Annotated in this window: 20 protein-coding genes; 10 read left to right on the top strand and 10 right to left on the bottom strand. The window is 76.8% G+C overall.

Features of this window, described 5'->3' with window-relative positions; genetic code table 11:
• Window positions 1–4: 4 nt before the first annotated feature.
• On the bottom strand, window positions 5–1,234 hold the full coding sequence (locus ACI79Z_RS01950; protein WP_456901510.1) for a cysteine desulfurase-like protein: 1,230 nt from the start codon (window positions 1,232–1,234) through the stop codon (window positions 5–7).
• Between the two features lie 98 nt (window positions 1,235–1,332).
• Between ACI79Z_RS01950 and ACI79Z_RS01945 the strand changes: the two genes are divergently transcribed.
• Window positions 1,333–1,872 carry a bacterial proteasome activator family protein gene (locus ACI79Z_RS01945; RefSeq protein WP_456901509.1) on the top strand — a complete coding sequence of 180 codons (540 nt, stop codon included), beginning with the start codon at window positions 1,333–1,335 and terminating at the stop codon, window positions 1,870–1,872.
• A 72-nt stretch (window positions 1,873–1,944) separates the two neighbouring features.
• Here ACI79Z_RS01945 and ACI79Z_RS01940 read toward each other — a convergent pair whose 3' ends face one another.
• From ACI79Z_RS01940 to serS, 4 genes are all read right to left on the bottom strand, one after another.
• Window positions 1,945–3,585, bottom strand: a complete 1,641-nt coding sequence (locus ACI79Z_RS01940) for a methyl-accepting chemotaxis protein (protein WP_387990542.1) — start codon at window positions 3,583–3,585, stop codon at window positions 1,945–1,947.
• Window positions 3,586–3,654: 69 nt separating this feature from the next.
• Window positions 3,655–4,458, bottom strand: a complete 804-nt coding sequence (locus ACI79Z_RS01935) for a Cof-type HAD-IIB family hydrolase (RefSeq protein WP_387990545.1) — start codon at window positions 4,456–4,458, stop codon at window positions 3,655–3,657.
• Window positions 4,451–5,377: an HAD family hydrolase gene (locus ACI79Z_RS01930; RefSeq protein WP_387990547.1), complete on the bottom strand. Its 927-nt coding sequence runs from the start codon at window positions 5,375–5,377 to the stop codon at window positions 4,451–4,453. The genes ACI79Z_RS01935 and ACI79Z_RS01930 overlap by 8 nt, the downstream gene beginning before the upstream one ends.
• The gene (gene serS / locus ACI79Z_RS01925; protein WP_456901508.1) at window positions 5,374–6,666 is read right to left on the bottom strand and encodes a serine--tRNA ligase; all 1,293 of its coding nucleotides are present in this window, start codon (window positions 6,664–6,666) and stop codon (window positions 5,374–5,376) included. The genes ACI79Z_RS01930 and serS overlap by 4 nt, the downstream gene beginning before the upstream one ends.
• 89 nt (window positions 6,667–6,755) lie before the next feature.
• Between serS and ACI79Z_RS01920 the strand changes: the two genes are divergently transcribed.
• From ACI79Z_RS01920 to ACI79Z_RS01910, 3 genes are all read left to right on the top strand, one after another.
• Window positions 6,756–8,189, top strand: a complete 1,434-nt coding sequence (locus tag ACI79Z_RS01920; protein WP_456901507.1) for a GuaB1 family IMP dehydrogenase-related protein — start codon at window positions 6,756–6,758, stop codon at window positions 8,187–8,189.
• Window positions 8,186–8,533, top strand: coding sequence for a metallopeptidase family protein (locus ACI79Z_RS01915; RefSeq protein ID WP_387990556.1), 348 nt, complete (start codon window positions 8,186–8,188; stop codon window positions 8,531–8,533). The genes ACI79Z_RS01920 and ACI79Z_RS01915 overlap by 4 nt, the downstream gene beginning before the upstream one ends.
• A gap of 94 nt (window positions 8,534–8,627) precedes the next feature.
• Window positions 8,628–8,963, top strand: coding sequence for a GroES family chaperonin (locus ACI79Z_RS01910; protein ID WP_387990558.1), 336 nt, complete (start codon window positions 8,628–8,630; stop codon window positions 8,961–8,963).
• Between the two features lie 90 nt (window positions 8,964–9,053).
• On the opposite strand, the gene ACI79Z_RS01905 is transcribed toward ACI79Z_RS01910, so the two are convergent.
• Window positions 9,054–9,512 carry a MarR family winged helix-turn-helix transcriptional regulator gene (locus ACI79Z_RS01905; protein WP_456901506.1) on the bottom strand — a complete coding sequence of 153 codons (459 nt, stop codon included), beginning with the start codon at window positions 9,510–9,512 and terminating at the stop codon, window positions 9,054–9,056.
• Between the two features lie 58 nt (window positions 9,513–9,570).
• Here ACI79Z_RS01905 and ACI79Z_RS01900 point away from each other — a divergent pair, with 58 nt between their 5' ends.
• Complete coding sequence (locus ACI79Z_RS01900; RefSeq protein ID WP_456901505.1) at window positions 9,571–11,667, top strand: MMPL family transporter; 2,097 nt, start codon at window positions 9,571–9,573, stop codon at window positions 11,665–11,667.
• A 60-nt stretch (window positions 11,668–11,727) separates the two neighbouring features.
• Here ACI79Z_RS01900 and pheA read toward each other — a convergent pair whose 3' ends face one another.
• Window positions 11,728–12,663, bottom strand: coding sequence for a prephenate dehydratase (gene pheA, locus ACI79Z_RS01895; protein ID WP_456901504.1), 936 nt, complete (start codon window positions 12,661–12,663; stop codon window positions 11,728–11,730).
• Window positions 12,664–12,769: 106 nt separating this feature from the next.
• Between pheA and ACI79Z_RS01890 the strand changes: the two genes are divergently transcribed.
• Window positions 12,770–14,533 (top strand): GGDEF domain-containing protein, encoded by a 1,764-nt coding sequence (locus ACI79Z_RS01890; RefSeq protein WP_456901503.1) that lies wholly within the window; start codon window positions 12,770–12,772, stop codon window positions 14,531–14,533.
• Window positions 14,534–14,646: 113 nt separating this feature from the next.
• Complete coding sequence (locus ACI79Z_RS01885; protein WP_387990572.1) at window positions 14,647–17,271, top strand: diguanylate cyclase domain-containing protein; 2,625 nt, start codon at window positions 14,647–14,649, stop codon at window positions 17,269–17,271.
• A gap of 94 nt (window positions 17,272–17,365) precedes the next feature.
• Here the strand turns inward: ACI79Z_RS01885 and ACI79Z_RS01880 are convergent, their stop codons facing one another.
• Complete coding sequence (locus ACI79Z_RS01880) at window positions 17,366–18,487, bottom strand: MFS transporter (RefSeq protein WP_456901502.1); 1,122 nt, start codon at window positions 18,485–18,487, stop codon at window positions 17,366–17,368.
• Between the two features lie 323 nt (window positions 18,488–18,810).
• Here ACI79Z_RS01880 and ACI79Z_RS01875 point away from each other — a divergent pair, with 323 nt between their 5' ends.
• Together ACI79Z_RS01875 and ACI79Z_RS01870 are read left to right on the top strand one after the other, a co-directional pair.
• Complete coding sequence (locus tag ACI79Z_RS01875) at window positions 18,811–19,410, top strand: TMEM165/GDT1 family protein (protein ID WP_387990578.1); 600 nt, start codon at window positions 18,811–18,813, stop codon at window positions 19,408–19,410.
• Between the two features lie 61 nt (window positions 19,411–19,471).
• Window positions 19,472–20,911, top strand: a complete 1,440-nt coding sequence (locus tag ACI79Z_RS01870) for a sensor domain-containing diguanylate cyclase (protein WP_387990581.1) — start codon at window positions 19,472–19,474, stop codon at window positions 20,909–20,911.
• 84 nt (window positions 20,912–20,995) lie between these two features.
• Here ACI79Z_RS01870 and ACI79Z_RS01865 read toward each other — a convergent pair whose 3' ends face one another.
• Window positions 20,996–21,886 (bottom strand): haloalkane dehalogenase, encoded by an 891-nt coding sequence (locus ACI79Z_RS01865; RefSeq protein WP_387990584.1) that lies wholly within the window; start codon window positions 21,884–21,886, stop codon window positions 20,996–20,998.
• 132 nt (window positions 21,887–22,018) lie between these two features.
• Between ACI79Z_RS01865 and ACI79Z_RS01860 the strand changes: the two genes are divergently transcribed.
• On the top strand, window positions 22,019–22,771 hold the full coding sequence (locus tag ACI79Z_RS01860) for a MerR family transcriptional regulator (RefSeq protein ID WP_387990587.1): 753 nt from the start codon (window positions 22,019–22,021) through the stop codon (window positions 22,769–22,771).
• Between the two features lie 45 nt (window positions 22,772–22,816).
• On the opposite strand, the gene ACI79Z_RS01855 is transcribed toward ACI79Z_RS01860, so the two are convergent.
• Complete coding sequence (locus ACI79Z_RS01855; protein ID WP_456901501.1) at window positions 22,817–23,611, bottom strand: class I SAM-dependent methyltransferase; 795 nt, start codon at window positions 23,609–23,611, stop codon at window positions 22,817–22,819.
• Window positions 23,612–23,619: the final 8 nt, after the last annotated feature.

Below are 23,619 nucleotides of genomic sequence, written 5' to 3'. Positions count from 1 at the left end.
GCGCCTAGAGCAGCGCGCCCCGCAGCGCCGCCACCGAGTCGACCACGTAGCCGACCTCCTCGGCGGTGTTGTAGTGCGCCAGCCCGAGCCGGACGGCGCCGCCGAGCTCGTTGACGCCGAGCGCGTCGAACAGCTCGCGGGCGTAGAAGTCGCCGTCCCAGGCGCAGATGCCGCGCCGGGACAGCTCGGCGGCCACCTGCCGCGGGCGCATGCCGGGCACGGTGAACGACAGCGTCGGCGTCGTGTGCTCGGGGAAGCCCACCACCTGGACGTGCCGCATGGCCCGCAGCGCCTGGTCCAGCCAGTCGAACAGGCTGGTCTCGTACGCGGCGACGGCGGCCATGGAGGCGCGCAGCCGGTCGCGGCGGCTGCCGGTGGCGTCGTCGCACAGGCCGGCGAGGTGGTCGACGGCGGCGGTGACCCCGGCGTAGAGCTCGAACGGCGGCGTGCCGGTCTCGAACCGGTCGGGGACGCGGTCGGGCGTGGGCAGCAGCCGGTCGGGGGCGAGCTCGGCGAGCAGGGCCGGGTCGGCCACCACCGCGCCCACGTGCGGACCGCACCAGGTGTAGGCCGACACGGCCAGGAAGTCCGCGCCCAGGGCGGCCTTGTCGAGGTACACGTGCGGCGCGGCCTGGACGGCGTCGACGAAGACCAGCGCCCCGACGGCGTGCGCGCGGGCGGCGATCGCGGCGACGTCGGGGCGCGTGCCGATGGCGTTGCTGGCCGCCGTCACCGCCACCAGGCGGGTGCGCGGGGTGATGAGGTCGTCGTACTGCCAGGCGGGCAGCTCGCCGGTCTCGATGTCCACCTCGGCCCAGCGGACGACGGCGCCGACCTGCTCGGCCATCTGCAGCCAGGGCCGGATGTTCGCGTCGTGGTCGAGGCGGCTGACCACCACCTCGTCGCCGTAGCGCCAGGTGCGGGACAGCGCGCGGGCGACCGCGTAGACCAGCGAGGTGGTGTTCGGGCCCAGGACGACGCCGGTGGACACCCCGCCCACCAGGTCGGCGACGGCGGACCGCGCCGCGGCCACCAGGCCCTCGGTGCGCGCCGAGGACGGGAAGACCCCGCCGCGGTTGGCCACCGGCACCCGCATCGCCGAGGAGACGGCGTGCACGACGCTCTCGGGCATCAGCGTGCCGCCGGGGGCGTCGGTGTGCACGAAGCCGTCGGAGAGGCCGGGGAACAGGCCGCGGACGCGCGCGACGTCCAGCCGTGGTTCCCCCGGGTGCATGCGGGCGACCCTAGTTGGGCGCCGCACCCGGACCGCCGCCGCACCCGGCCCCCGCCGCCCGGCGTTCAGCCGGTGACGGCGAGGGGCAGGATGGAGGCATGACGGCACCGGGGAACGGCATGGAGCGTCCGCAGCAGGTCGTCGTCGTGGGTCCCGACGGGCGTCCGGTCGGCGCGATGCCCGTGCCCACCGGCGGCCCGGACGGCGACGGCGACGGCCCGCCCACCGTCGGCGAGATGGTCGAGCAGCCCGCCAAGGTCATGCGGATCGGCACGATGATCAAGCAGCTGCTCGAGGAGGTCCGCGCCGCGCCCCTCGACGACGCCAGCCGGGCCCGGCTGCGGGACATCCACACCTCGTCGGTCCAGGAGCTCGAGCAGGGCCTGGCGCCCGAGCTGTCCGAGGAGCTGCGCCGGATCACCCAGCCCTTCGGTGAGGGCGAGACCCCGTCGGACGCCGAGCTGCGGATCGCCCAGGCCCAGCTCGTCGGCTGGCTGGAGGGCGTCTTCCAGGGCATCCAGACGGCGCTGTTCGCCCAGCAGATGGCCGCCCGGGCCCAGCTGGAGGAGATCCGGCGTGGGCGGGCGCTGCCCGGCGGCACGTCCGAGCACCGCCCCGGCGGCGGCCAGTACCTCTAGACGCGACAGCGGCCCGGTCCCGCCGTCCGCGCGCGGACGGCGGGACCGGGCCGCTGTGGTGCGGGCCCTGGGTCAGACCGCGAAGCGGGCCACCGCCTCCTGCAGCTCGCCGCTCATGCGGGCGAGCTCGGCCGCGGCGCGCTGGGCGTCGGCGACCCGGGCGCCGGTCTGCTGGGTGCCGGCGGCCAGCCCGCCGATCGCGGTGGCGATGTCCCGCGAGCCGCCCGCGGCCTCGGCCACGTTGCGGTTCATCTCGTTGGTGGTCGCCGTCTGCTCCTCGACCGCCGCGGCGATCGTGGCCTGGAAGTCGTTGATCTCGCCGATGACGGCGCTGATCCGGCTGATCGCCTCGACGGCGCCGGCGGTGTCGGCCTGGATGGCCTCGACCCGGCGGGAGATGTCCTCGGTCGCCCGGGCCGTCTCCTGCGCGAGCTCCTTGACCTCGCTGGCCACGACGGCGAAGCCCTTGCCGGCCTCCCCGGCGCGCGCGGCCTCGATGGTGGCGTTGAGCGCCAGCAGGTTGGTCTGCTCGGCGATGCCGTTGATCAGCTTCACGACCGTGGCGATCTCCTGCGAGGAGTCGCCGAGCTTGCCGACCGTGCGGGTCGTCGTCTCGGCGACGTCCACGGCCTGACCGGCCACGCGGGCGGCCTCGGCGGCGTTGTGCGCGATCTCCCGGATCGCGGTCTCCATCTGCGAGGAGCCGGTGGCGACGGTGTCGACGCTGGCGGCCACCTCACCGGCGGAGGCGACGACGGCGTCGGTCTGGTCGGAGGCGGCGCGGGAGAACTCGGCGATGCCGCTGGCGGCGGAGTCGAGCCGGGTGGAGGCACCCTGCAGCCGGCCGGCGGAGTCGCGGACGAGCACGAGCACGCCGCTGAGGGAGTCCAGCGTCCGGTCCAGCGAGCGGGCGACCTCGCCGAGCTCGCCGCCGCCGGCCTCGCCGGCGCGGACCCGCAGGTCGCCGCCGGCGACCTTGCCGAGCACCTCGCGGATCCGCTCGACCGGCCGGGTGACGCTGCGGGCGACGAGGACCGCGAGCACGATCGCGACGACCAGACCCAGGGCCATGATCACGAGGGTCAGGGTGCGGGCGGCGGCGTAGGCGTCGGCGGCGTCGGTGGCGGTCGCCTCGGCGTCGACCCGGGCGGTCTCGGTGGCCGCGGCGAGGGAGTCGGCGATCACGGCCTCGTTGGCGTTGAGGCGGGTGATGATCGCCTGCTGCTCCGCCAGGGGCAGGGTGCTGCCGGTCGGGGTCGCGCCGGCGACCAGCAGCTGCAGGTCGGCGAGGTAGGCCTGCGAGGCGCCGACGAACTCCTCGTAGGACGCGCGGGTCTCCGCCGACATGGGCAGCTCGGCCGCCGCGGCGGTGTCCTCGGTGAGCGTCTGCGCGGTCTCACCAGCCTTCTGCTGCGCGGAGGCGCGGCTCTCGGCCGGCAGGGTCACGATGTTGGCCCGCGCGGTGTGGGTCATGAGCTGCCACCAGTCGACCTGCAGCTGCTGCAGGCCGGCCACCGGCAGCGCGCCGTCGCTGTAGACCCGGTCGGCCCGGTCGCTGAGGCTGGCCATCCGGTCGATACCGAAGGCACCGATGCCGATCGTCGTCAGGGCGACGACGAGGATCGCGCCCAGCAGTCGCGTGCGCAGCCCCCACCCTCCCGTCACGGACTCGGCAGGAGGCGTCTGCGGGACGCGGGTCGGGGTGGTGCTCATGTGCTGCCCTCCGTGGCGCGCGATCGGTCGCGTTCCACATCGGCAGCCCGGCCGCGGGCTTGAGCCGGCTCAGAGCGAGGCGAGGAAGGCGGCCACGCCGTCGTCGTCGTTGGTGCCCGTGACGTCGGTGGCGGCGGCGAGCAGGTCCGGGTGGGCGTGCGCCATCGCGACGGCCCGGCCGCCGCCCTCGCGGACCCAGTCGAAGGCCGCGATGTCGTTGGGCATGTCCCCGAACACGACGACGTCGCCCGGGCCGACGCCGTGCCGGGCGGCGACCCGCGCCAGCCCGGTGGCCTTGGTGACGCCGCGGGCGGAGATCTCCGCGAGCGCGTCGGACGAGGAGTTGGTGACCGTCGCGCGGTCGCCGACGACGTCCTCGACCAGGGCGACGAACTCGTCGCGGCCCATGTCCTCGTGGCGGGCCAGCAGCTTGGCCGCGGGCACGGCGACGATCTCCTCCAGCGGCGCCTCGGCGACGCCGGGCGCGTCGACGTCCCAGCGCGGCCGGTAGACCGGCTCGTGCCGGAACTCCAGGCCGTACTCGACGGCGAACCAGGTGTCCGGCCGCACCCGGCGCAGGCCCTCGGTGACGTCGGCGAGCACGGCGGGCGGGAGCGCCTCCTCCTCGAGGATCTCGAAGGTCTCCAGGTCCAGCAGCACCGCGCCGTTGCAGCACACCGCGGTGCCCCGGCCCAGGACCTGACGGATGCGGTGCATCCACCGCGGCGGGCGGCCGGTGGCCAGGACGACCGGGACGCCGTCGGCCCGCCACCGCTCCAGCTCGGCCACGGTCGCCGGGCTCACGGTGTCGTCGGAGCGCAGCAGCGTGCCGTCCATGTCGCTGGCGATCAGCCGCGGGCGCCAGTCAGACACCGGCCAGCACCGCCTCGAGGTAGCGGGCCACGCCGTCGGCGTCGTGCCCGCCGGTGCGGCCCCGGGCGGCCGCGCGGACGGCCGGGTGCGCGTTGGCCACCGCGACCGCGTGCCCGCCGGCGTCGGTGACCGCGCCGATCATCGGCAGGTCGTTGGGCATGTCCCCGAAGACCAGGACGTCGCCCAGGTCCACGCCGTGGTGGTCGAGGGCGACGGCCAGGCCGGTGGCCTTGGTGACGCCCGGCGGCAGCACCTCGATGAAGCCGAGGCCGGCGTGGGTCAGCTCGGCCTCGGCCGGGTCGACGACGCGCCGGGCGCGGGCCAGCAGCTCGTCCTGCCCGAGCGTGGACGAGCGGAGGAACACCTTGAGCACCGCCCCCTCGGGGAGGACCGAGTGCCGGGGCAGCAGGTGCGCGGGCTCGGGGTAGGGCCAGTCGAAGCCGTGCTGCACGCGCAGCGCCGCCCGGGCCTCGGCCTGCTCGGCGGCGTCCTCGACGGCGAGCACGAGGTCCCCCGCCACCTCCTCGATCCGGGCGACGACGGCCTCGGCCTGCGAGCGCGGCAGGCCCACGGTGCGCAGCACCTCGTCGCGCTCGAGGTCGACGACGTAGCCGCCCTGCGCGAGGACGGCGATGCCGCGGCCGCCGAGCGCCGCCCGCACGCTGTCGACCAGCCGCGGCCCGCGGCCGGTGACCCCGACGACGGGGATGCCGGCGGCCCAGCAGGCGTCCAGCGCCGCGCGGGTGCGGGGGCTGACCTCGCCGGAGGAGTCGAGCAGGGTGCCGTCGAGGTCGGTGGCCACCAGGCGTGGCCGCCACGTCCCGAGCTCGTCGAGCACGCCGCCGAGGTCGACGACGTCACCGGCCTCCGGCACCGCCGCCCCGGGGACCGGGAGCGCGGCCGGCGGCTGGCTGCTCACGCGGGCACCGGCGCGGCCAGGGTCATGCCGGGGGTGAGGACCTCGTGGCCGCCCAGCCACGGCCGCAGCGCCGCCGGCACGTGCACCGAGCCGTCCGCGCGCTGGTGCACCTCGAGCAGGCAGGCGATGGTGCGGGCGATGGCGCACAGCGTGCCGTTGAGCGTGGCCGCCGTCTGCGGCCGCCCGTCCTCGTCGCGGTGGCGGATGGCCAGCCGGCGGGCCTGGAAGGTGGTGCAGTCCGAGGTGCTGGTCAGCTCGCGGTAGGTGCCCTGGCTGGGGAACCAGGCCTCGATGTCGTACTTGCGGGCGGCGCTGGTGCCCAGGTCGCCGGCGGCGATGTCGACCACCCGGTAGGGCAGCTCGAGCGCCTGGAGGAACTCCTCCTCCCAGGCGAGCAGCCGCAGGTGCTCGGCGGCGGCCTCCTCGGGCCGGCAGAAGCTGAACATCTCGACCTTGTCGAACCAGTGCACCCGGATGATCCCGCGGGTGTCCTTGCCGTAGGAGCCGGCCTCGCGGCGGAAGCAGGACGACCAGCCGGCGTAGCGGCGCGGTCCCGCCGACAGGTCGAGCACCTCGTTCGCGTGCATCCCGGCCAGCGCCACCTCCGAGGTGCCGACGAGGTACAGGTCGTCGCGCTCGACCCGGTACACCTCCTCGTCGTGCTCGCCGAGGAAGCCGGTGCCCTCCATCGCCTCGGGCTTGACCAGCGCCGGCGCGACGACGGGGGTGAACCCGGCGGCCACCGCGCGGGTGATCGCCAGCTGGGCGAGGGCGAACTCGAGCAGCGCGCCGGGGCCGGTGAGGAAGTAGAACCGGGCGCCGGAGACCTTCGCGCCGCGCTCCATGTCGATGGCGCCGAGCGCCTCGCCGACCTGCAGGTGGTCGCGCACCTCGAAGTCGTAGGACGGCACCTCGCCCACGGTGCGCAGGGTGACCGCGTCGTCCTCGCCGCCGGGCGGGACGTCGTCGTGGACCACGTTCGGGATGGCCAGGTGGGCCTCGCGCAGCGCGGCGTCGGCCGCGCGCTGGGCCTCCTCGGCCTCCTTGACCTGGGCGGCGAGCGCCTTCGCCCGCTCCAGGACGGCGGGGCGCTCCTCCTTCGACGCGCCGCGCACCGCCTGCGAGGCCGCCTTCTGCTCCGCGCGCAGGTCGTCGGCGCGCTTGACGGCGGCGCGGCGGGCCTCGTCGGCGGCCAGGAGCGCGTCGACCCGGGACTCGTCGGCGCCGCGGGCGCGCTGGCTGGCACGGACGACGTCGGGGTGCTCGCGCACCAGGCGCAGGTCGATCACGCCTCGATCGTAGGTGGGCCGCCGGTGATCACCCCGCGCACGCGACGACGTGCACCCCGCGAGGGGCAGGGGCTGGGACACTCGGGGGCATGCGGTTCCTCGACGGTCAGCGCCCGCCCACCGACCTGACCTACGCCGACGTGTTCATGGTGCCCAACCACAGCACCGTCGGCTCCCGGCTCGAGGTCGACCTGACCACGCCGGACCGGGTGGGCACGACCATCCCGGTCGTCGTCGCGAACATGACCGCCATCAGCGGCCGGCGGATGGCCGAGACGATCGCCCGCCGCGGCGGCCTCGCGGTGCTGCCGCAGGACATCCCCGTCGACGTCGTCGGCGAGGTCGTCTCCTGGGTGCACGCCCGGCACCCCGTCTACGACACCGCGATCACCCTGTCCCCCGGCTCGACCGTGGGCGAGGCGCTGTCGCTGATGACCAAGCGCGCGCACGGCATCGTGGTGGTGGTCGAGGACGGCGTGCCCGTCGGCGTCGTCACCGACGGCGCCTGCCAGGGCGTGGACCGGTTCAGCCAGCTCTCGCAGGTCATGGCCGAGCACCCGCTGACCATCCCGGCCGGCACCGAGCTGCCGAAGGTCTTCGACGTGCTGTCCGAGGAGCGGGTGAGCGCCGCGCCGGTGGTCGAGGGCGAGCGGCTGGTCGGCGTCATCACCCGCAAGGGCGCGCTGCGCTCGACGGTCTACACGCCCGCGGTCAACGCGCAGGGGCAGCTGCTCACCGCGGCCGCCGTCGGCATCAACGGCGACGTCGCGGGCAAGGTGTCCGCGCTGCTGGCCGCCGGGGTCGACGTGCTCGTCGTCGACACCGCGCACGGCCACCAGGAGAAGGCGGTCGAGGCGGTGCGCGCGGCCCGGTCGGCGGCCGGGTCGGTGCCGGTGGTGGCGGGCAACGTGGTCACCGCCGAGGGCACCCGCGACCTGGTCTCGGCCGGGGCCGACGTCGTCAAGGTCGGCGTGGGCCCGGGCGCCATGTGCACCACGCGGATGATGACCGGCGTCGGCCGGCCGCAGTTCTCCGCCGTCGAGGAGTGCGCCGCCGAGGCCCGCCGGCTGGGGAAGCACGTGTGGGCCGACGGCGGGGTGCGCCACCCCCGCGACGTCGCCCTGGCGCTGGCCGCCGGCGCGGCCAACGTGATGGTCGGCTCCTGGTTCGCCGGCACCTACGAGAGCGCCGGGGACATCCACGACGACGGCAGCGGCCGGCTGTACAAGGAGTCCTTCGGGATGGCCTCGGCGCGTGCGGTCAAGGCCCGGACGGCGCAGCAGAGCGGTTTCGACCGCGCCCGCGCCGCGCTGTTCGAGGAGGGCATCTCGTCGTCGCGGATGTACCTCGACCCCGCCCGGCCCGGCGTGGAGGACCTGGTCGACGGGATCGTCGCCGGGGTGCGCTCGTCGTGCACCTACGCCGGGGCCCGCACCGTCGACGAGTTCCACGAGCGGGCGGTGGTGGGGGTGCAGAGCACGGCCGGTTACGAGGAGGGCCGCCCGCTGCCCACCAGCTGGTGAGGCCGCTCCCCCGGGAGGTCTTCGAGTCCCTGGTCGCCGACGCGCTGGACGCGGTGCCGGCCGACCTGATGGCCCTGCTGGACAACGTCGTCGTGCTGGTCGAGGACCGCAACGAGGACGAGCCGGACCTGCTGGGCCTCTACGAGGGGTACGCGCTGACCGAGCGCGGCTGGCAGTACGGCGGCGCGCTGCCGGACCGGATCATGATCTACCGCGAGGCCATCTGCGACGTCTGCTCGACCGCCGAGGAGGTGGTGGAGGAGGTGACGGTCACCGTCGTCCACGAGATCGCCCACCACTTCGGCATCGACGACGAGCGCCTGCACGAGCTGGGCTGGGGATGACGGGAGGACCCCGTCCCCCTCACCCCCCGCACGCTCGGGGCGAGCCCCTGGACGGGGCCGTTCCAGCACCTCACCACCGCGTACCGTGATCACCGTGCCATCCGACGTCGCCAGGGGCAGCGGGCTGCCGATCAAGATGCTGCACGACCGGATCCTCGTGGCCCTCCGCAGGGAGGACGGGGAGCGGCGCTCGACCGGCGGCATCCTCATCCCCGCGACCGCGCAGGTCGCCAAGCGGCTGGTCTGGGGCGAGGCGCGCGGCGTCGGCTCGAGCGTGCGGCAGGTGAAGGTCGGCGACCAGGTGCTGTTCTCCCCCGAGGACCAGCACGAGGTCGAGGTCCACGGCGAGGAGCTGATCATCCTGCGCGAGCGCGACGTGCACGCCGTCGCCGCGGAGCGGATCGAGGAGTCCACCGGCCTGTACCTCTGACGCCGTGGGCACGCACCGCGGTCCGCGGGTGGGCCGCGGCACGGTGCGTGCACACGCGGAGGACGGCGCCCGGTCCGCGCGGGTCACTCCCTAGGCCTGGGCGTGGCGGGCCACGACGTCGGTCATCGCGGTCAGCCAGCGGCGGACGACGGCGACCTCGGCGTCGGTGAAGTCCTCCAGGGCCGCGAGCAGCTCCCGCTGCAGCCCGCCGAAGTGGGCGGCGCCGGCAGCCGTCGTCGGCGCGGTCATCTGCAGGACGACACGGCGCCGGTCGGCCGGGTCGCGCACGCGCTGCACGTGACCGGCCCGCTCCAGCCGGTCCACCAGCGCGGTCACTGACGCCGAGCTCAGCCCCACCGCGGCGCCCAGTCCGCCCGCGGTCAGCGGCTCCCCGGCCCGGGCGGCGTCCATGATCGCGATGACGGCGCGGACGTCGGTGCGTCCGAGACCGTGCCTGTCGGCGAAGCGTTGTCCGACGGCGTCGAGTTCCACCGTGAGCCGCCGCAGCAGCAGGGGGACCTCCGCCCGCTCGCCGTCGTTGCGCACCATCGACCCACCCCCTAATGTCTCGAACACCGAGATTATCGGCCCCCGAGAGGATCTCACCATGGCCCGTCGGGTCCGCTGGTTGCTCCCCCTGCTCGTCCTGCTGGCCTGGCTGGGCGCCGCCGGCCCGCTCGGCTCGCTGAGCGGGCAGCTCACCGGCCTGCAGGAGAACGACACCGCCGCCTTCCTCCCCGACAGCGCGGAGTCCACGCGCGTCGCGGAGCTCTCCCAGGCCTTCTCCCCCACCGAGGCCATCCCGGCGGTCCTGCTGTGGGAGGCCGACGGGCCTCTCGACCCGGCCACCCTCGACGCCGTCGGGCGGGCGCTCGCCGAGGCCACCGCGGTCGCCGAGGACGCCGGCGCCCTGGCCGGGCAGGCCTCGCCGCCGATCCCGTCGGAGGACGGCGAGGCGGTGCAGGCGGTGCTGCCGCTGACCCCCGAGCTGGGCGACGAGATCGTGGCCGTGGTCGAGGACCTGCGCGCCGCGATCGCCGTCGACGGCACCGACGCGTTCGTCACCGGACCGGGCGGCATCTTCGCCGACTTCGCGAACGGCTTCGCCGGCATCGACGGGCTGCTGCTGGCCGCGGCCTTCGGCGTCGTGCTGCTCATCCTGCTGGTGGTCTACCGCAGCCCGCTGCTGCCCTTCCTGGTCATCGGCACCGCCGGCCTGGCGCTCACCGCGGGCAACGCGGTCGCCTACCTGCTCGCCGACGCCGACCTGATCACCGTCAACGGCCAGAGCCAGGGCATCGCGGCGATCCTGGTCGTCGGCGCGGCCACCGACTACGGGCTGCTGCTGGTCGCCCGCTTCCGCGAGGAACTGCAGCGCGAGCCGTCCCGGTTCACCGCGATCCGCGTGGCGCTGCGCCGCTCGTGGGAGCCGATCGTGGCCTCGGGCGCGACCGTCGTCCTCGGCGTCCTCTGCCTGCTGTTCTCCGACCTCGCGTCCAACCGCGGGCTCGGGCCGATCTCGGCGGTCAGCGTGGCGCTCGCCGTCGTCGCCGCGCTCACCTTCCTGCCGGCCGCGCTCGCGCTGCTCGGGCGGGCGGCGTTCTGGCCGTTCCGCCCGCACGTCGGCGACCAGCCGCGCGAGGGCCGCGGGTGGCGGCGGGTCGCGGCGCTGGTCGGCCGCCGGCCGCGGCGCGTCCTGGCCCTCAGCACGCTGGCGCTGGTCGCCGCGGCGGTGTTCGCGCCCACGTACGACGCGAGCGGCATCACCTTCAGCGACGCCATCCGCGGCGGGTCCAACGGCGTCGACGGGCAGGAGGCGCTGGCCCGCCACTTCGACGCCGGCTCGGGCAGCCCCACCGTCGTCGTCACGCCGGAGGGGACGTGGCCGGAGGTCGCCGAGGTCGCCGCGGCCACCGAGGGCGTGGCGTCGGCCGTCCCGTTCACCGGCGGCCAGCCGGGCGGCGACCCTCTCGTCGTCGACGGGCTGGTGCGCCTCGACGTCACCCTCGCCGTCCCGGCCGACAGCACCGAGGCCATCGACGTCGTCCAGGACCTGCGGTCCGCGCTCGACGACGCCGACCCGGCCGCGCTCGTCGGCGGCGACACCGCGAGCAACCTCGACGCCCGGGAGACCGCCGCGCGCGACCTGCGCGTGATCGTGCCGAGCGTGCTCGTGGTGATCACCGTCGTCCTGGCGCTGCTGCTGCGCTCGCTGGTGGCGCCGCTGCTGCTGGTGGCGACCGTGGTGCTCAGCGTCGGCGCGACGGTCGGCGTCGCCGCGCTGCTGTTCGACGGCGTCTTCGGCTTCCCGGGCAGCGACCCCGGCATCCTGCTCATCGGGTTCGTGTTCCTCGTCGCCCTGGGGATCGACTACAACATCTTCCTCATGACCCGGGCGCGGGAGGAGTCCGCGCGGCAAGGCACCCGCGACGGCGTCCTGCGCGCGCTGGCCGTCACCGGCGGGGTCATCACCAGCGCCGGGATGGTGCTGGCCGCGACGTTCGGGGCACTGGCGGTGCTGCCGCTGCTGTTCCTCACCCAGCTGGCGTTCCTCGTCGGGTTCGGCGTGCTGCTCGACACCTTCGTCGTCCGCTCGCTGCTCGTGCCGTCGGCGGTGGCGCTGCTCGGTGACCGCACCTGGTGGCCGAGCCGCCTGTCCCGCCGCCGCGCCACCGCCCCCGAGCGCGAGCTGGAACCCGCCTGACCGCCCCTCCGCAGGGACCCGCCGCGGGCCTGCGGGCGGTGGGGGCAGGAGGGTCCTCCGTCAGACCTCGCCGGCGCGCAGGCGGGCGAGCCACTCGCCCGCCTCGGTGAACGCGGCGTCGGCGGCCTCGGCGGGCACCGGTCGGTTGGTGCGGCCGTCGGCGCGCGGGTAGGAGCCGAGGAAGCGCACGTCCTCGCAGACCCGGTGCAGCGCGGCCAGCGCCTCCCCCACCCGCGCCTCGGCGACGTGCCCCTCGCAGTCCAGCGAGAACGAGTAGACCCACAGCCGGTCGCGGGTGGGCCGGGACTCGATGCGGGTGAGGCTGATCCCGCGGACGGCGAACTCGCGCAGGACGTCGAGCAGCGCGCCGGTGCGGTCGGCGACGACGGCGACCAGCGAGGTCTTGTCGTCACCGGTCGGCTCCGGCAGCGCCCCGGGGCGGGACACGAGCACGAAGCGGGTGACCGCACCGGGGAAGTCGGCCACGTCGTCGGCCAGCGGGACCAGCCCGTACCGCTCGGCGGCGATCGGCGCGCACACCGCGGCGTCGGACCCGCCCTCGGCGACCGCCCGGGCCGCGGCCGCGGTGGAGGAGGCCGGCAGCGTCGGGACGCCGGGCAGCCGCTCGGCCAGCGTGCGCGCGGTCTGCGCCAGCGCGTGCGGGTGGCTGACGACGGCGCGGACGTCGCCGAGCCGGGTGCCCGGGCGCGCGGCGAGGACGAAGGAGACGGGGAGGAACACCTCGCGGGTGATGACCAGCGGGTCGCCGTCGGTCAGGCCGTCCATCGTGGCCGGGACCGAGCCCTCGACCGAGTTCTCCAGCGGCACGAGGGCGGCGTCGGCGTCCCCGGCGCGGACCGCCGCCAGCGCGGCCGCGACGCTGGCCGCGGGCCGGCGCACTCCCTCCCCGGGGGCAACGGCGCTGCTCAGCGCGGCTTCGGCGAAGGTACCCTCGGGCCCGAGATAGGCGAACCGCGTCGGAGGCGTCTGGGGCACCCGACGAGGGTAGTGCGGTCGGGCCGGGGCGCAGTCCGGGTCCGGGGGGAACTGCCTCGCCGCCGGCCCGTGCGGCCGGCCACCCGGCGTCGAGGAGGAGGGATGCGTGACCCCCGGCCCCGCACCCGTCACCGACGGTGACCTCGATGCTGCACTGCGGCGCCTGCTGACCGCGAGCAGCCGGGACGACGCCGACGCCTTCCGGGACGGGCTCGACGACGCCGAGGCCGCGTTCGGCGCGGCGAGCGACCCCCGCTGGGCGGCCTGGCGGCACGCGCTGGGCGCCCGCCGCGGCCTGCTCGACGGCGACCGGGACGCCACCGGCGCCGAGGTGGCCGCCGCGCGCGACGCGCTGGGCGCCTGTCCCCCGTCGGCCTCGACGGCCCTGGTCCTGGCCTACCTGGCGCACGTCGAGGCGACCGCCGACCACCCGGACGCCGCGATGCTGCTCGCCGTCGACGCGAGCCTGCTCACCGAGCAGCTGTCCCCTCCCGCCGAGGAGCCCTCGCGCGCGTTGTCCCAGGCGCACCTGTGGCTGTCGCTCACCCTCACCGCGCTGGACCTCGAGGAGCTCGCCGTGGCGCAGGCCGAGCGCGGGCACCGGGTGGCCGCCGCGCTGGCCGACCCCGCCGACCGGTGGCAGCTGCTGCAGCTGCGCGCCCAGCAGAACACCGAGCTGGCCCAGACGCTGCGCCGCCGCGGCGAGGCCGGGCGGGCCCGCGAGCTGGCCGGTGCCGCGCTGGCCTGCGCCGACGACGCCCGCGCGCTCGACGTCGAGCCCGATCCCGGCGACCTCGCCCTGCTCGACGTCGTCCAGGCCTGGGCGCTGGCCTGCCACGACGACCTCGACGACGCCCTCGGCCCCCTGCGCAGCGTGCACCGGCGGGTGCACCGCGCCGGCAGCACCTGGCTGCGCGGCTACGCCGACCTGGCCCTGTCCCGGCTGCTGTCCCGGCTGTCGCAGGTGCACACCGGCGGCGGGCACGGCGAGGAGGCCGCCGACCTGCTCGTCGACGCCGCGGGGGCCTTCGCCGCCACCGCCGACCGGCGCCGCTACCGGCAGTGCCTGCTCGAGCTCGGCCAGGTCACCGCCGCGATGGGCCGGCCCGCCGAGGCGCTGCACTGGCTGGACGCCTACCGCGCGGACACCGGCCGGGCGCACGCGCGCAGCCGGGAGCTGTGGGCGGAGATGTTCGTCCGCCGCAGCCGGCTGCGCGAGGTCGAGCGGCAGGCCGCCGTGCTGCGCCGGCACGCCCTCGAGGACCCGCTGACGGGGCTGGGCAACCGGCGCAGCGCCGAGCGCCGGCTGGCCGGGCTGCGGCTGGGCGCCGAGCCGCTGTCGCTGGCCGTCGTCGACGTCGACCGGTTCAAGGAGGTCAACGACGACACCTCCCACTCGCACGGCGACGAGGTGCTGCGCCGGGTGGCGACGCTGCTGCGCGAGCACAGCCGCGTCGGCGACGAGGTCTACCGCTGGGCCGGCGACGAGTTCCTCGTCGTCCTGCCCACGGCCAGCCCCGCCCAGGCCGTCGCCGCCGCCGAGCGGCTGCGCGCCGCCGTGGCCGACGCCGACTGGGCCGACCTCGCGCTCCCCGAGCCGATCACCGTCAGCATCGGCGTGGCCACCGCGCCCGCGGCCGAGGACGACACCGCGCCGGTCGGCTGGCGCTCGCTGTTCGACACCGCCGACCTGCACCTGTTCTCCGCCAAGCGGGGCGGGCGCAACCGGGTCCGCGCGCCGGGCCTCGTGGACGGGAGCACGGCCGACGGGAGCACGGCCGACGGGAGCACGGCCGACGGGAGCACGGCCGACGGGAGCACGGGGGACGGCGGGCCCGCCGGCGACGCGGCCGGGGGGACGCCGTCGTGAGCGCCGGCCGCGCCTGGGACGCCAGTGACGCGACGGGCGACGGGACCGGCGCCACACGGCGCGCCCGGCCCGCGCTCCCCGTGGAACCGCACGACGGCGTGCACAGTGCGGTGGTGCCACCGGGAGCCCTGCACCACCGGGTGACCGCCGCCCTCGCCAACTGGCAGCTCGACGACGCCGAGCGGCTGCTGTCGGTCGTCGACCCGTCGACGCCCTACGGGGCCGGGCCGTCCGGCGCCGCCACCGGGCACGACGGCGAACCCTCCCTCGGCCGCGCCTGGGCCGACACCCTGCGCGCCGAGCTGCTGGTCCGCCGGCTGCGCGTCGCCGGCTTCACCCTGGTCGGCGAGCCGCTGGACGCGCCGGAGGCGACCGAGTCGCTGGACCTGCACGCCGGCGTCGCGGGCCTGCTCGAGCGCGGCGACGACCGCGCCGCCGACCGGGCCTCCGGCGACGGCGACCCGCGCTCGGAGTCGGCCGCGCACGCCGCCGAGGCCATCGCCCTGGTGCGCTCGGCCAAGGCGGCCTTCGACGCCACCGACGACGCCGTCCAGCGCGCCGCGGGCCTGGCCCGGCACGCCCGCATCGAGCTGCTGTCGCGGCGGATCGACGCGGCGATGGACGAGGCGGTCGAGGCCGCCAGCCTGCTCGACCCCGCGCTCCCGCCCGACGCGCTGCTCGTCGACACCCTCGGCACGCTGGCCGGCGTCCTCGCCGACCTCGAGCTCATGCCGCTGGCCCTGGACTACCAGCGCCGCTCCCTGGAGACGGCCGCCGCGGCCGCCGGGCAGGGCACGCTCGGCCCCGACGACGCCGACCCCGACGTGCTGGTGGCGCGGGCGGCCACGTGCCTGGGCGCGCTGTGCGCGGAGCTGGGCGAGGCGCTGCTCGACGACGGCGAGCCCGAGGCCGCCGGGACCCACTTCGCCGAGGCCCGCGAGCTGGCCGAGCAGGCGCTGGCCCAGCTGCCGCCGGACGCCGACGGCGTGGTGGCCGCGCAGGTGGTGCACGGCTGGGCGCTGGTGGGGCTGGGCGAGCCCGCCGCCGCGGCCGGGCCGCTGCGCGCCGCCGTCCGCACCACCAGCGCCACCGGCGACCGCGCACTGCTCGCCTCGGCGCTGCTGGGGCTGGGCCGGGCGCTGCGCCGCCAGGGCGACGGCCGCAGCGCCGACGAGCAGCTGGCTCGGGCGCTGGCGCTGGCGACCGAGCACGGCCTGCCCCGGCTGCGGCGGGCGGCGCTGCGCGAGCTGTGCACGCTGCACGCCGAGCTCGACGACGCCGGCCGCGCGCTGCCCTACCTGCAGGCCTACCTCGCCGACGAGCTGGACCGGGTCGACGAGCGGCGCACCCGCTGGGTCGAGCTGTTCGGCCGGCGCAAGAGCCTGCTGGAGAACGAGCGCGCCGCCGGGCAGCTGCGCCGCCAGGCCTACGAGGACCCGCTCACCCACCTGCCCAACCGGCGCTACGCCGAGGCGCGGCTGGACGGGCTGCTCAGCGCGGGCACCACGCCGGCGCTGGCGGTCGTCGACGTCGACCGGTTCAAGGCCATCAACGACGCCGTCGGGCACCCCGGCGGCGACGCGGTGCTGCGCGCGGTCGCCGACCTGCTGCTGGCCGGGTGCCGCGACACCGACGAGGTGTGCCGGTGGGCCGGCGACGAGTTCGTCGTGCTGCTGCCCGACACCACCGCCGAGCAGGCCGAGCGGGCACTGGAGCGGATCCGCCGCGCCGTCGCCGCGCACGACTGGACCGCGCTGGGCCTGCCCGTGCCGGTGACGATCAGCGTCGGCATCGCCTCGGCCACCCGCGGCGACGACCGCCGCACGCTGTTCGCCGCCGCCGACGGCGTCCTCTACGACGCCAAGCGCAGCGGCCGCGACCGCGTCGTCCGGCTGTCGGCGGTCACCCAGACCCGCGCCCCGGACACGCCCGCGGAGCCCCCGCCGGCGCCGGCCCGGCCGGCCGCGCGCGCGTCGGTGCAGGTCGGCCCGGTGCAGTCCTCGCCGCTGGACCCGGTCGGCGGCTTCGCCGCGCTGCTGGCCGACCCGCCGCTGTCGCTCGGCAGCGCCGGCCAGCCCGCGCTCGCCCCGGCGCCCCCGGCCGCCCCGGCCCGCCCGGCGCCGGCCGAGCCCGACGTCGTCTGGGGCGTGGGCCGGTCCACCGAGCAGGTGCTGGCCCTGGTCCGGGAGACCCGCGCGGCGCACCCGGACCGGCCCGCGCTGGTCGTCCGGGCCAGCGCCGACACGCTGGTCGCGCTGGCCGCCGCGTACGACGGCTCCACCACGGTGGACGCGGCGGCGATGTCGGCCGCCGTCGGGCCGATCCCCGAGCCGCTGGGCCGGGTCGGCGTCCTGTGCGCGAGCACCGCCGACGCCTCGGTGGCCGCCGAGGCCGCGTTCGTCGCGCGGGTGACCGGCACCGAGGTCGTGCGGGTCGACGACGTCGGCGGCAGCCGGCTGCGCCCCCTGCTCACCGACCGCACCCTGCTCGACGACGTGGACTGCCTGGTCGTGGTCGCGGGCCTGGACGCCTCGCTGGCCGGCACGGTGGGCGCGATGACCGACGTGCCGATCGTCGCGGTGCCCACCTCGACCGGTCAGCCGGGCTCGTTCGGCGGGTTCGGCGCGCTGCTGACGATGCTGAACTCGGCCTCGCCCGGCGTCGTGGTCAGCAACATCGACAACGGCCACGCCGCCGGCGTCTTCGCCGCCCGCATCGCCCGCCGCACCGCCAGGTAGGGAGGGGCGCCACGTCGGGTGGCGAGCCGCCCTGCGGAGGACGGCGGACCGGTCGCGGGGCCGGAGGCTCCCGGCCGGGACGGCGTGGCAGGGCTCAACGCCGCTCGGGGACGGCACCTGGCCGCGGTGTCGGCCGGAAGGCCGACCACGTGATCGGCACGACGGCGAGGAACAGCGCCGCGACGGCGAGCGCGGAGCCCAGCGCCCAGGCGGCGAACACCAGCAGCGACGCCAGCTCGATGCCCAGGCCCGCGACCGAGGTGACCGTGGCCCGCGCCGCGCCGGGCACCTGCTCCTGCAGCCGCGCCTCGCCCACCACCAGCACCGCCAGGTACAGGCCGTAGGACAGCGCGACGGCGGCCAGCGCGACGGGCGTCCCCGCGAGCGCCCCGGCCGCCAGCAGCGCCGCCGAGACGGCCAGCAGGACCGGCAGCGCCCGCGACGGCAGCCGCCCCAGCCGGCCGGCCAGCGCCGCGCCCGCCGCGCCGGCCAGTGCGACCCCCAGCACGGCGGTGGGCACCAGCTCGGTGGGGACGCCGCGGTCGCGGGCCATGACCGGGAAGTACTCCTCCAGCGCGTCCAGCCCGCCGAGCAGCGCGACGGCGACCACGGTCAGCCGCAGGGACGGCCGGCGCAGCGCCTCGCCCACGGCGGCACGCAGGCCCGGGCCGCCGTCGTCGTCCCCGGTGGGGGTGGTCTCGGGGAAACGGGTGGCCAGCGCCGCGGCGGCCAGGCACACCCCCACGCTCGCCCAGCCGACCAACGCGTAGCCGCCGGCCTCGACGAGCACGCCGGCCAGCAGCGCGGTGGGCACCTGCACGAGAAGCTCGGTCGCCGTCATCGCGCCCTGGACGCGGACGAACTCCTCCTCCGCGCCGACGGCGGCCAGCGCCTCGTAGACCAGCGCCTCGGCGGCACCGGAGACCAGCGCGCCGCCCACGCCCCACACGACGAACCCGGCGGCGAAGCCGGGCAGCCCGGGCGCCACGGTCCAGAGGACGAAGCCGACCGCCTCCAGCACCCCGGCGAGCACCAGCGCGCCGCGGCGCGACCAGCGGTCGGCCAGCACCCCGGTGGGCACCTCGGCGACCAGGCCGGTGACCGACCACAGCGCGAACAGGCCCGAGACCTGGGCCGGGCCCAGCCCGGTGTCGAGGAACAGCAGCGCGTAGAGCGGGTAGACGGGCGCCAGCCCGGACAGCGCGGTCCAGGCCACGGCCAGGCGGGCCAGCGGCCGGGCGGGCGACGGCGGTACGGCGGACGACGGGCGTCAACGGAACGGCACGGGACGACGGTAACGAGCCCCACACCCGGGCGCACCGGGTTTCACGGGGCCCGTCGACTAGCCTGGGCGGCCGAGGAGGGGAGTAGCCCCCCGTCCGCTGGTCGACACGCTGGCGCGCTCCCCCGGGAGCCGCCCGGTCAGCGGGCCCGCGCCCCGCGCGGGTGGGCGAGACCTCCGGCCTGAGCAGTCGTCGCGCTGCCGGTCGGAGGCGTGCGCCCCCGCCCGGCCGTGCCGAGCGGAAGAGAGACCCACCCGTGATCGTCTGGTCCGTCGTCGTGACGGCGTTCGCCCTCGTCCTGCCGGTCGAGCTCCCGGACAAGACCCTGTTCGCCAGCCTGGTCCTCGCCACCCGGTTCCCGCCGCTGCCGGTGTTCGTCGGCGTCGGCACCGCCTTCGGCCTGCAGGTCGCCATCGCCGTCACCGCGGGCAGCCTGCTGTCGCTGCTGCCGGAGGCCCTGGTCAGCGGCGTCGTGGCGGTGCTGTTCCTCGTCGGGGCGGTCCTGCTGTGGCGCAGCGCGTCCGAGGGGCCCGAGGACGGCGGGGAGGCGGCCGACGCCCGGGAGCGGACGTCGTTCCTGCGCGCCGCCGCGATCTCCTTCGGCGTGCTGTTCGCCGCGGAGTGGGGCGACCTGTCCCAGCTGGCCACCGCGGGCCTGGCCGCCCGGTTCGACGCGCCGGTGTCGGTGTTCGTCGGCGCGTGGGCGGCGCTGCTGACCGTCTCGGGGCTCGCGGTGTTCCTCGGCAGGGCGCTGGCCGACCGGCTGCCGGTGGCGCTCATCCGCCGGGTGGCCGCGGGGCTGTTCGTCGTCTTCGCCGTGTTCGCCGCCGTGGAGACCGTCCGCGCCCTCACCTGATCGGGGGACGGCCGCGGGCCGGGCGGTGCGGACGACGGGCGCGAGGGCCGTTGCCTCCGCCATGACCGTCTCCACCCCGCCCGACCGCGACGCCGGCGCCGCCGACCTCGACGTCCGCGCGCTCGCCCGGGACGCCGAGCTGGCCGCCGTCGTGCGCGTCGCCGCGGACCTGGCGGGCGTGCGGTACGCGACGGTCAACCTGCTCGACGCCTGCGAGCAGCACCAGCTGGTGCCGCACGGGTTCCTGGGCTCCTCGTCGCCGCGCGAGGAGTCGCTGTGCGCGGCGATGAACGCCGGGAGCCCGCGGGTCCGGGTGCACCCGGACCTCGCCGCCGAGCCGCGGTACGCGGGCAACCCGTGGGTGGACGGCCGCCGCGCCCGCGTCCGCGCCTACGCCAGCGCGCCGCTGGTCGTCGACGGGGCGACGGTGGGCACCCTGTGCGTCTTCGACTCCGAGCCGCACGCCTTCGCCCCCGGGACCGGGGACCGGCTGGCCGACCTCGCCGCGGTCGTGGTGGCGCTGTTCCAGCGGCGCCGGCAGGCCCGCCAGCTCGCCGCCCTCGCCACCGCCAACGCCGCCGCCCGCGACCAGGCCCGGGCCGCCGCGACGCACGCCGCCCGCTCCGAGGCCTTCACCCGCGCGCTGCTGGAGGCGCTGCCGGTCGGGGTGGTCGCCGCCGACGCCGACGGGCGCATCACGCTGGTCAACCGGCTCGGGCGGCAGTGGCACGGGCTGCCCGAGGGGCACGCCGGCCAGGTCGAGGGCGTCCGGCTCACCGAGGACGTCGTCGAGGCCTTCGGGCTGCGCACCCCCGACGGACGCCGGCTCGGCCTGGCCGAGGTCCCCCTGGCCCGCGTCCACGCCGAGGGCCGGGTCCGCGACGCCGACATGGCGATCGACCTGCCCGGCGCTCCCCTGCGCGTGGTGCGCGCCTCCGGAACCCGCATCCGCGACGCCGCGGGCCGGCCCACGGGCGCCGTCGTCGCGATGATGGACGTGACCGCCCAGCGTGAGCTCGAGGCCCGGCTGCGCGAGGCCGCCCTGCACGACGCGCTCACCGGCCTGCCGAACCGGGCGCTGCTGCTGGACCGGCTCGCGCAGGCGCTGCAGGTCCAGGCGCGCGAGGGCCTGGCGGCCGCGCTGCTGTACTGCGACCTCGACGGGTTCAAGGCCATCAACGACACCCTCGGCCACGCCGCCGGCGACGCCGCCCTGCTGCGGATGGCCGCGGCGCTGCGGGGGGCGGTGCGCCCGGGCGACACCGTGGCCCGCATCGGCGGCGACGAGTTCGTCGTGCTGTGCCCCGGCACCGGCACCGAGGACGCCGCCCGGCGCCTGGTCGACCGGATCGCGGCCACCCTCGCGACCCCCACCGACGGCGGGCCGCCGCTGCGCTCGAGCACCGGCGTCGCCCTCTCCCGGCAGGGTGACACCGCCGACAGCCTGCTGCGCCGCGCCGACGCGGCGATGTACGAGGTCAAGCGCTCCCGCCGCCGCTGACCTCCGCGCCGGGGACGGGGCTCGGGCGGTGCTCGACCCTGCCGCCGCAGCCCGGGCGCCGTCCCGGACGGGCCCGGCAGCCGCTCAGGGCAGCGTGGGGATCCAGTCGGCCAGCGCCCGGCCGATCGCGTGCGGTGAGTCCTCGGGGACGAAGTGCGAGCCCGGCACGGTCACCTCGGTGACCGACGGCCACTTCCGCACCAGCCCGCGTGCCCGCCCGGTCAGCAGCCACCCGGGCTCGGCGTCGACGAACAGCTTCGGGACGGCGCTGGTCCGCAGCCAGTGCCCGTACCGCGCGACGACGTCGTGGACGGCCGGTGGCACGTTGGCGATGGGGAGCTGGCGCGGCCACTCCAGCGTCGGCCAGCGGTCCTCGCGCTCGCGGAACGGCTGCCGGTAGCGCTCGTGCGCCTCCGGGGGGAGTCCGCGGAGCACGGACGCCGGGAGGATCCGCTCGACGAAGACGTTCTTGTCGAGGACGACGACCTCGCCGTCCTCGCTGCGCATGGCCCGGAAGATCTTCCGGCCGTCCGCCGGCCAGTCGGCCCAGGTCATCGGGGTGACGATCGCCTCGGTGAAGGCCAGGCCGCGGACCGCCTCGGGGTGGCGGTGCGCCCAGGAGAAGCCCAGCGCCGAGCCCCAGTCGTGCAGCACGAAGGTGACCCGCCGCTCCACCCCGAGCGCCTCGAGGAGCCCGTCCAGGTGCGCGGCGTGCGTGGCGAAGGAGTAGGTGCCCCGCTGCGGGTCGGGCAGCTTCCCGGACTCCCCCATGCCGACCAGGTCCGGCGCGATGCAGCGGCCGAGGTGCTGCACGTGCGGGATCACGTTGCGCCACAGGTAGGACGACGTCGGGTTGCCGTGCAGGAAGACGATCGGGTCGCCCTCACCCACGTCGACGTAGGCCATCTCGGTGCCCCGGACGGTCACCCGCTGCCGGGGGAAGGGGTCCTCGGGCGAGACGTCCTCAGCGGCCACCCCGGCATCCTCGCCCAGGCGCTGCTCCTCCGCCGTCCGGGGACCGCGCCCGGCCCTGACGCGACGATCGCGCTTGACCCTGACGCAGCGTCAGGCTGTGCACTCGTCGCCGTCAGGGAGGAGGGACCCGGGGTGAAGGTGGGCGAGGTGGCGGCGCTGGCCGGCGTCACGGTGCGCACGCTGCACCACTACGACCGGATCGGGCTGCTGTCGCCGTCGGGACGCACCGCGGCCGGCTACCGCCGCTACTCGGCGGCGGACCTGGACCGGCTGCACCAGGTGCTGCTCTACCGCGAGCTCGGGTTCCCCCTCGAGGAGGTCGCGGCCCTGCTGGACGACCCGTCCGCCGACCCCGCCGAGCACCTGCGCCGGCAGCACCGGCTGCTGCGGGACCGGCTGGAGCGGACACAGGCGATGGTCGCGGCCGTCGAGAAGGAGATGGAGGCGAGGCAGATGGGGATCGCACTGACCCCGGAGGAGCGGTTCGAGGTGTTCGGCGAGCACGACCCGGAGCAGTACGAGGCCGAGGTGCAGGAGCGGTGGGGCGACACCGACGCCTACGCCCAGTCGAAGCGGCGGACCGCGGCCTACACCAAGGAGGACTGGCTCCGGATCAAGGCCGAGGGCGAGGACCTGGTGCGGCGGATGGCCGAGGCGCTGCGGGCCGGCGTCGCGCCCGGCTCGCCGCAGGCGATGGACCTCGCCGAGGAGCACCGGCAGCAGGTCACGCGGAACTTCTACGACTGCCCGCCGGAGGTGCACGCGGCGCTGGGCCGGATGTACGTCGAGGACGAGCGGTTCACGGCCACCTACGAGCGGGTCGCGCCGGGCCTGGCGCAGTGGGTGAGCACCGCCGTGCAGGCCAACGCCGCCCGCCAGGGCTGAGCCCGAGGGGCGGCAGGGACGGCCGTCCCCTGCCACCCCCGGGGCTCAGACGCGGACCAGCAGCTCGCCGTGCAGCATGGCGAGCCAGCCGTCGTCCGCGGCGGCCCAGCGCAGCCACGCGGCGGCGAGCTCCTCGAGCTCGTCCCGCGTGGCCAGGCCGTAGCCCAGGGCCTGCTCCGCGAACGCCGACGCCGTCGCGCGGCCGACCCACGAGCGGCCCCACCACTCCCGCTCGGCCGGTGAGGCGTAGCACCAGGAGCCGGTCGTCGCGGTGGTGTCGCGCAGGCCCGCGGCGTGCGCCCAGGACAGCAGCCGCCGGCCGGCGTCGGGCTCGGCGCCGTTGGCGCGGGCGACCGAGTGGTAGAGCTCCAGCCACCGGTCCAGGCCGGCGTCGGCGGGGAACCAGCACGTGGCGGCGTAGTCCACGTCCCGGACGGCGAGCAGCCCGCCGGGGCGGCAGACACGGGCCATCTCGCGCAGCGCCGCCACCGGGTCGGTGAGGTGCTGCAGCACCTGGTGGGCGTGGACGACGTCGACCGAGTCGTCGGGCAGGTCGAGGGCGTACACGTCGCCGACGGCGAAGGTCACCGCGACGCCCTCCCGCCCGGCGAGGTCCCGGGCCTCGCCGAGCGGGTCGGCCGAGACGTCGAGGCCGAGCACCCGGCCGGGCGCGACCCGGCGGGCCAGGTCGACGGTGATCGTGCCCGGCCCGCACCCGACGTCGAGCAGGTCGAGCCCGGGGCGCAGGTGCGGCAGCAGGTACGCGGCGGAGTTCTCCGCGGTGCGCCAGCGGTGTGACTGCAGGACCGGTTCGGCGTGCCCGTGCGTGTAGGTGTCCACGCCGGCAT

The organism is Geodermatophilus sp. SYSU D00663 (assembly GCF_054050655.1).
The sequence above is the reverse complement of the archived record's forward strand: the minus strand, read 5'-3'. Positions and strand labels throughout refer to the sequence as shown.

Excerpts from the sequence above, each read along its gene's own strand:
- ACI79Z_RS01950 (WP_456901510.1), bottom strand. The coding sequence starts at position 1,234 with ATGCACCCGGGGGAACCACGGCTGGACGTCGCGCGCGTCCGCGGCCTG.
- ACI79Z_RS01945 (WP_456901509.1), top strand. The coding sequence starts at position 1,333 with ATGACGGCACCGGGGAACGGCATGGAGCGTCCGCAGCAGGTCGTCGTC.
- ACI79Z_RS01940 (WP_387990542.1), bottom strand. The coding sequence starts at position 3,585 with ATGAGCACCACCCCGACCCGCGTCCCGCAGACGCCTCCTGCCGAGTCC.
- ACI79Z_RS01920 (WP_456901507.1), top strand. The coding sequence starts at position 6,756 with ATGCGGTTCCTCGACGGTCAGCGCCCGCCCACCGACCTGACCTACGCC.
- ACI79Z_RS01905 (WP_456901506.1), bottom strand. The coding sequence starts at position 9,512 with ATGGTGCGCAACGACGGCGAGCGGGCGGAGGTCCCCCTGCTGCTGCGG.
- ACI79Z_RS01900 (WP_456901505.1), top strand. The coding sequence starts at position 9,571 with ATGGCCCGTCGGGTCCGCTGGTTGCTCCCCCTGCTCGTCCTGCTGGCC.
- ACI79Z_RS01870 (WP_387990581.1), top strand. The coding sequence starts at position 19,472 with ATGACCGTCTCCACCCCGCCCGACCGCGACGCCGGCGCCGCCGACCTC.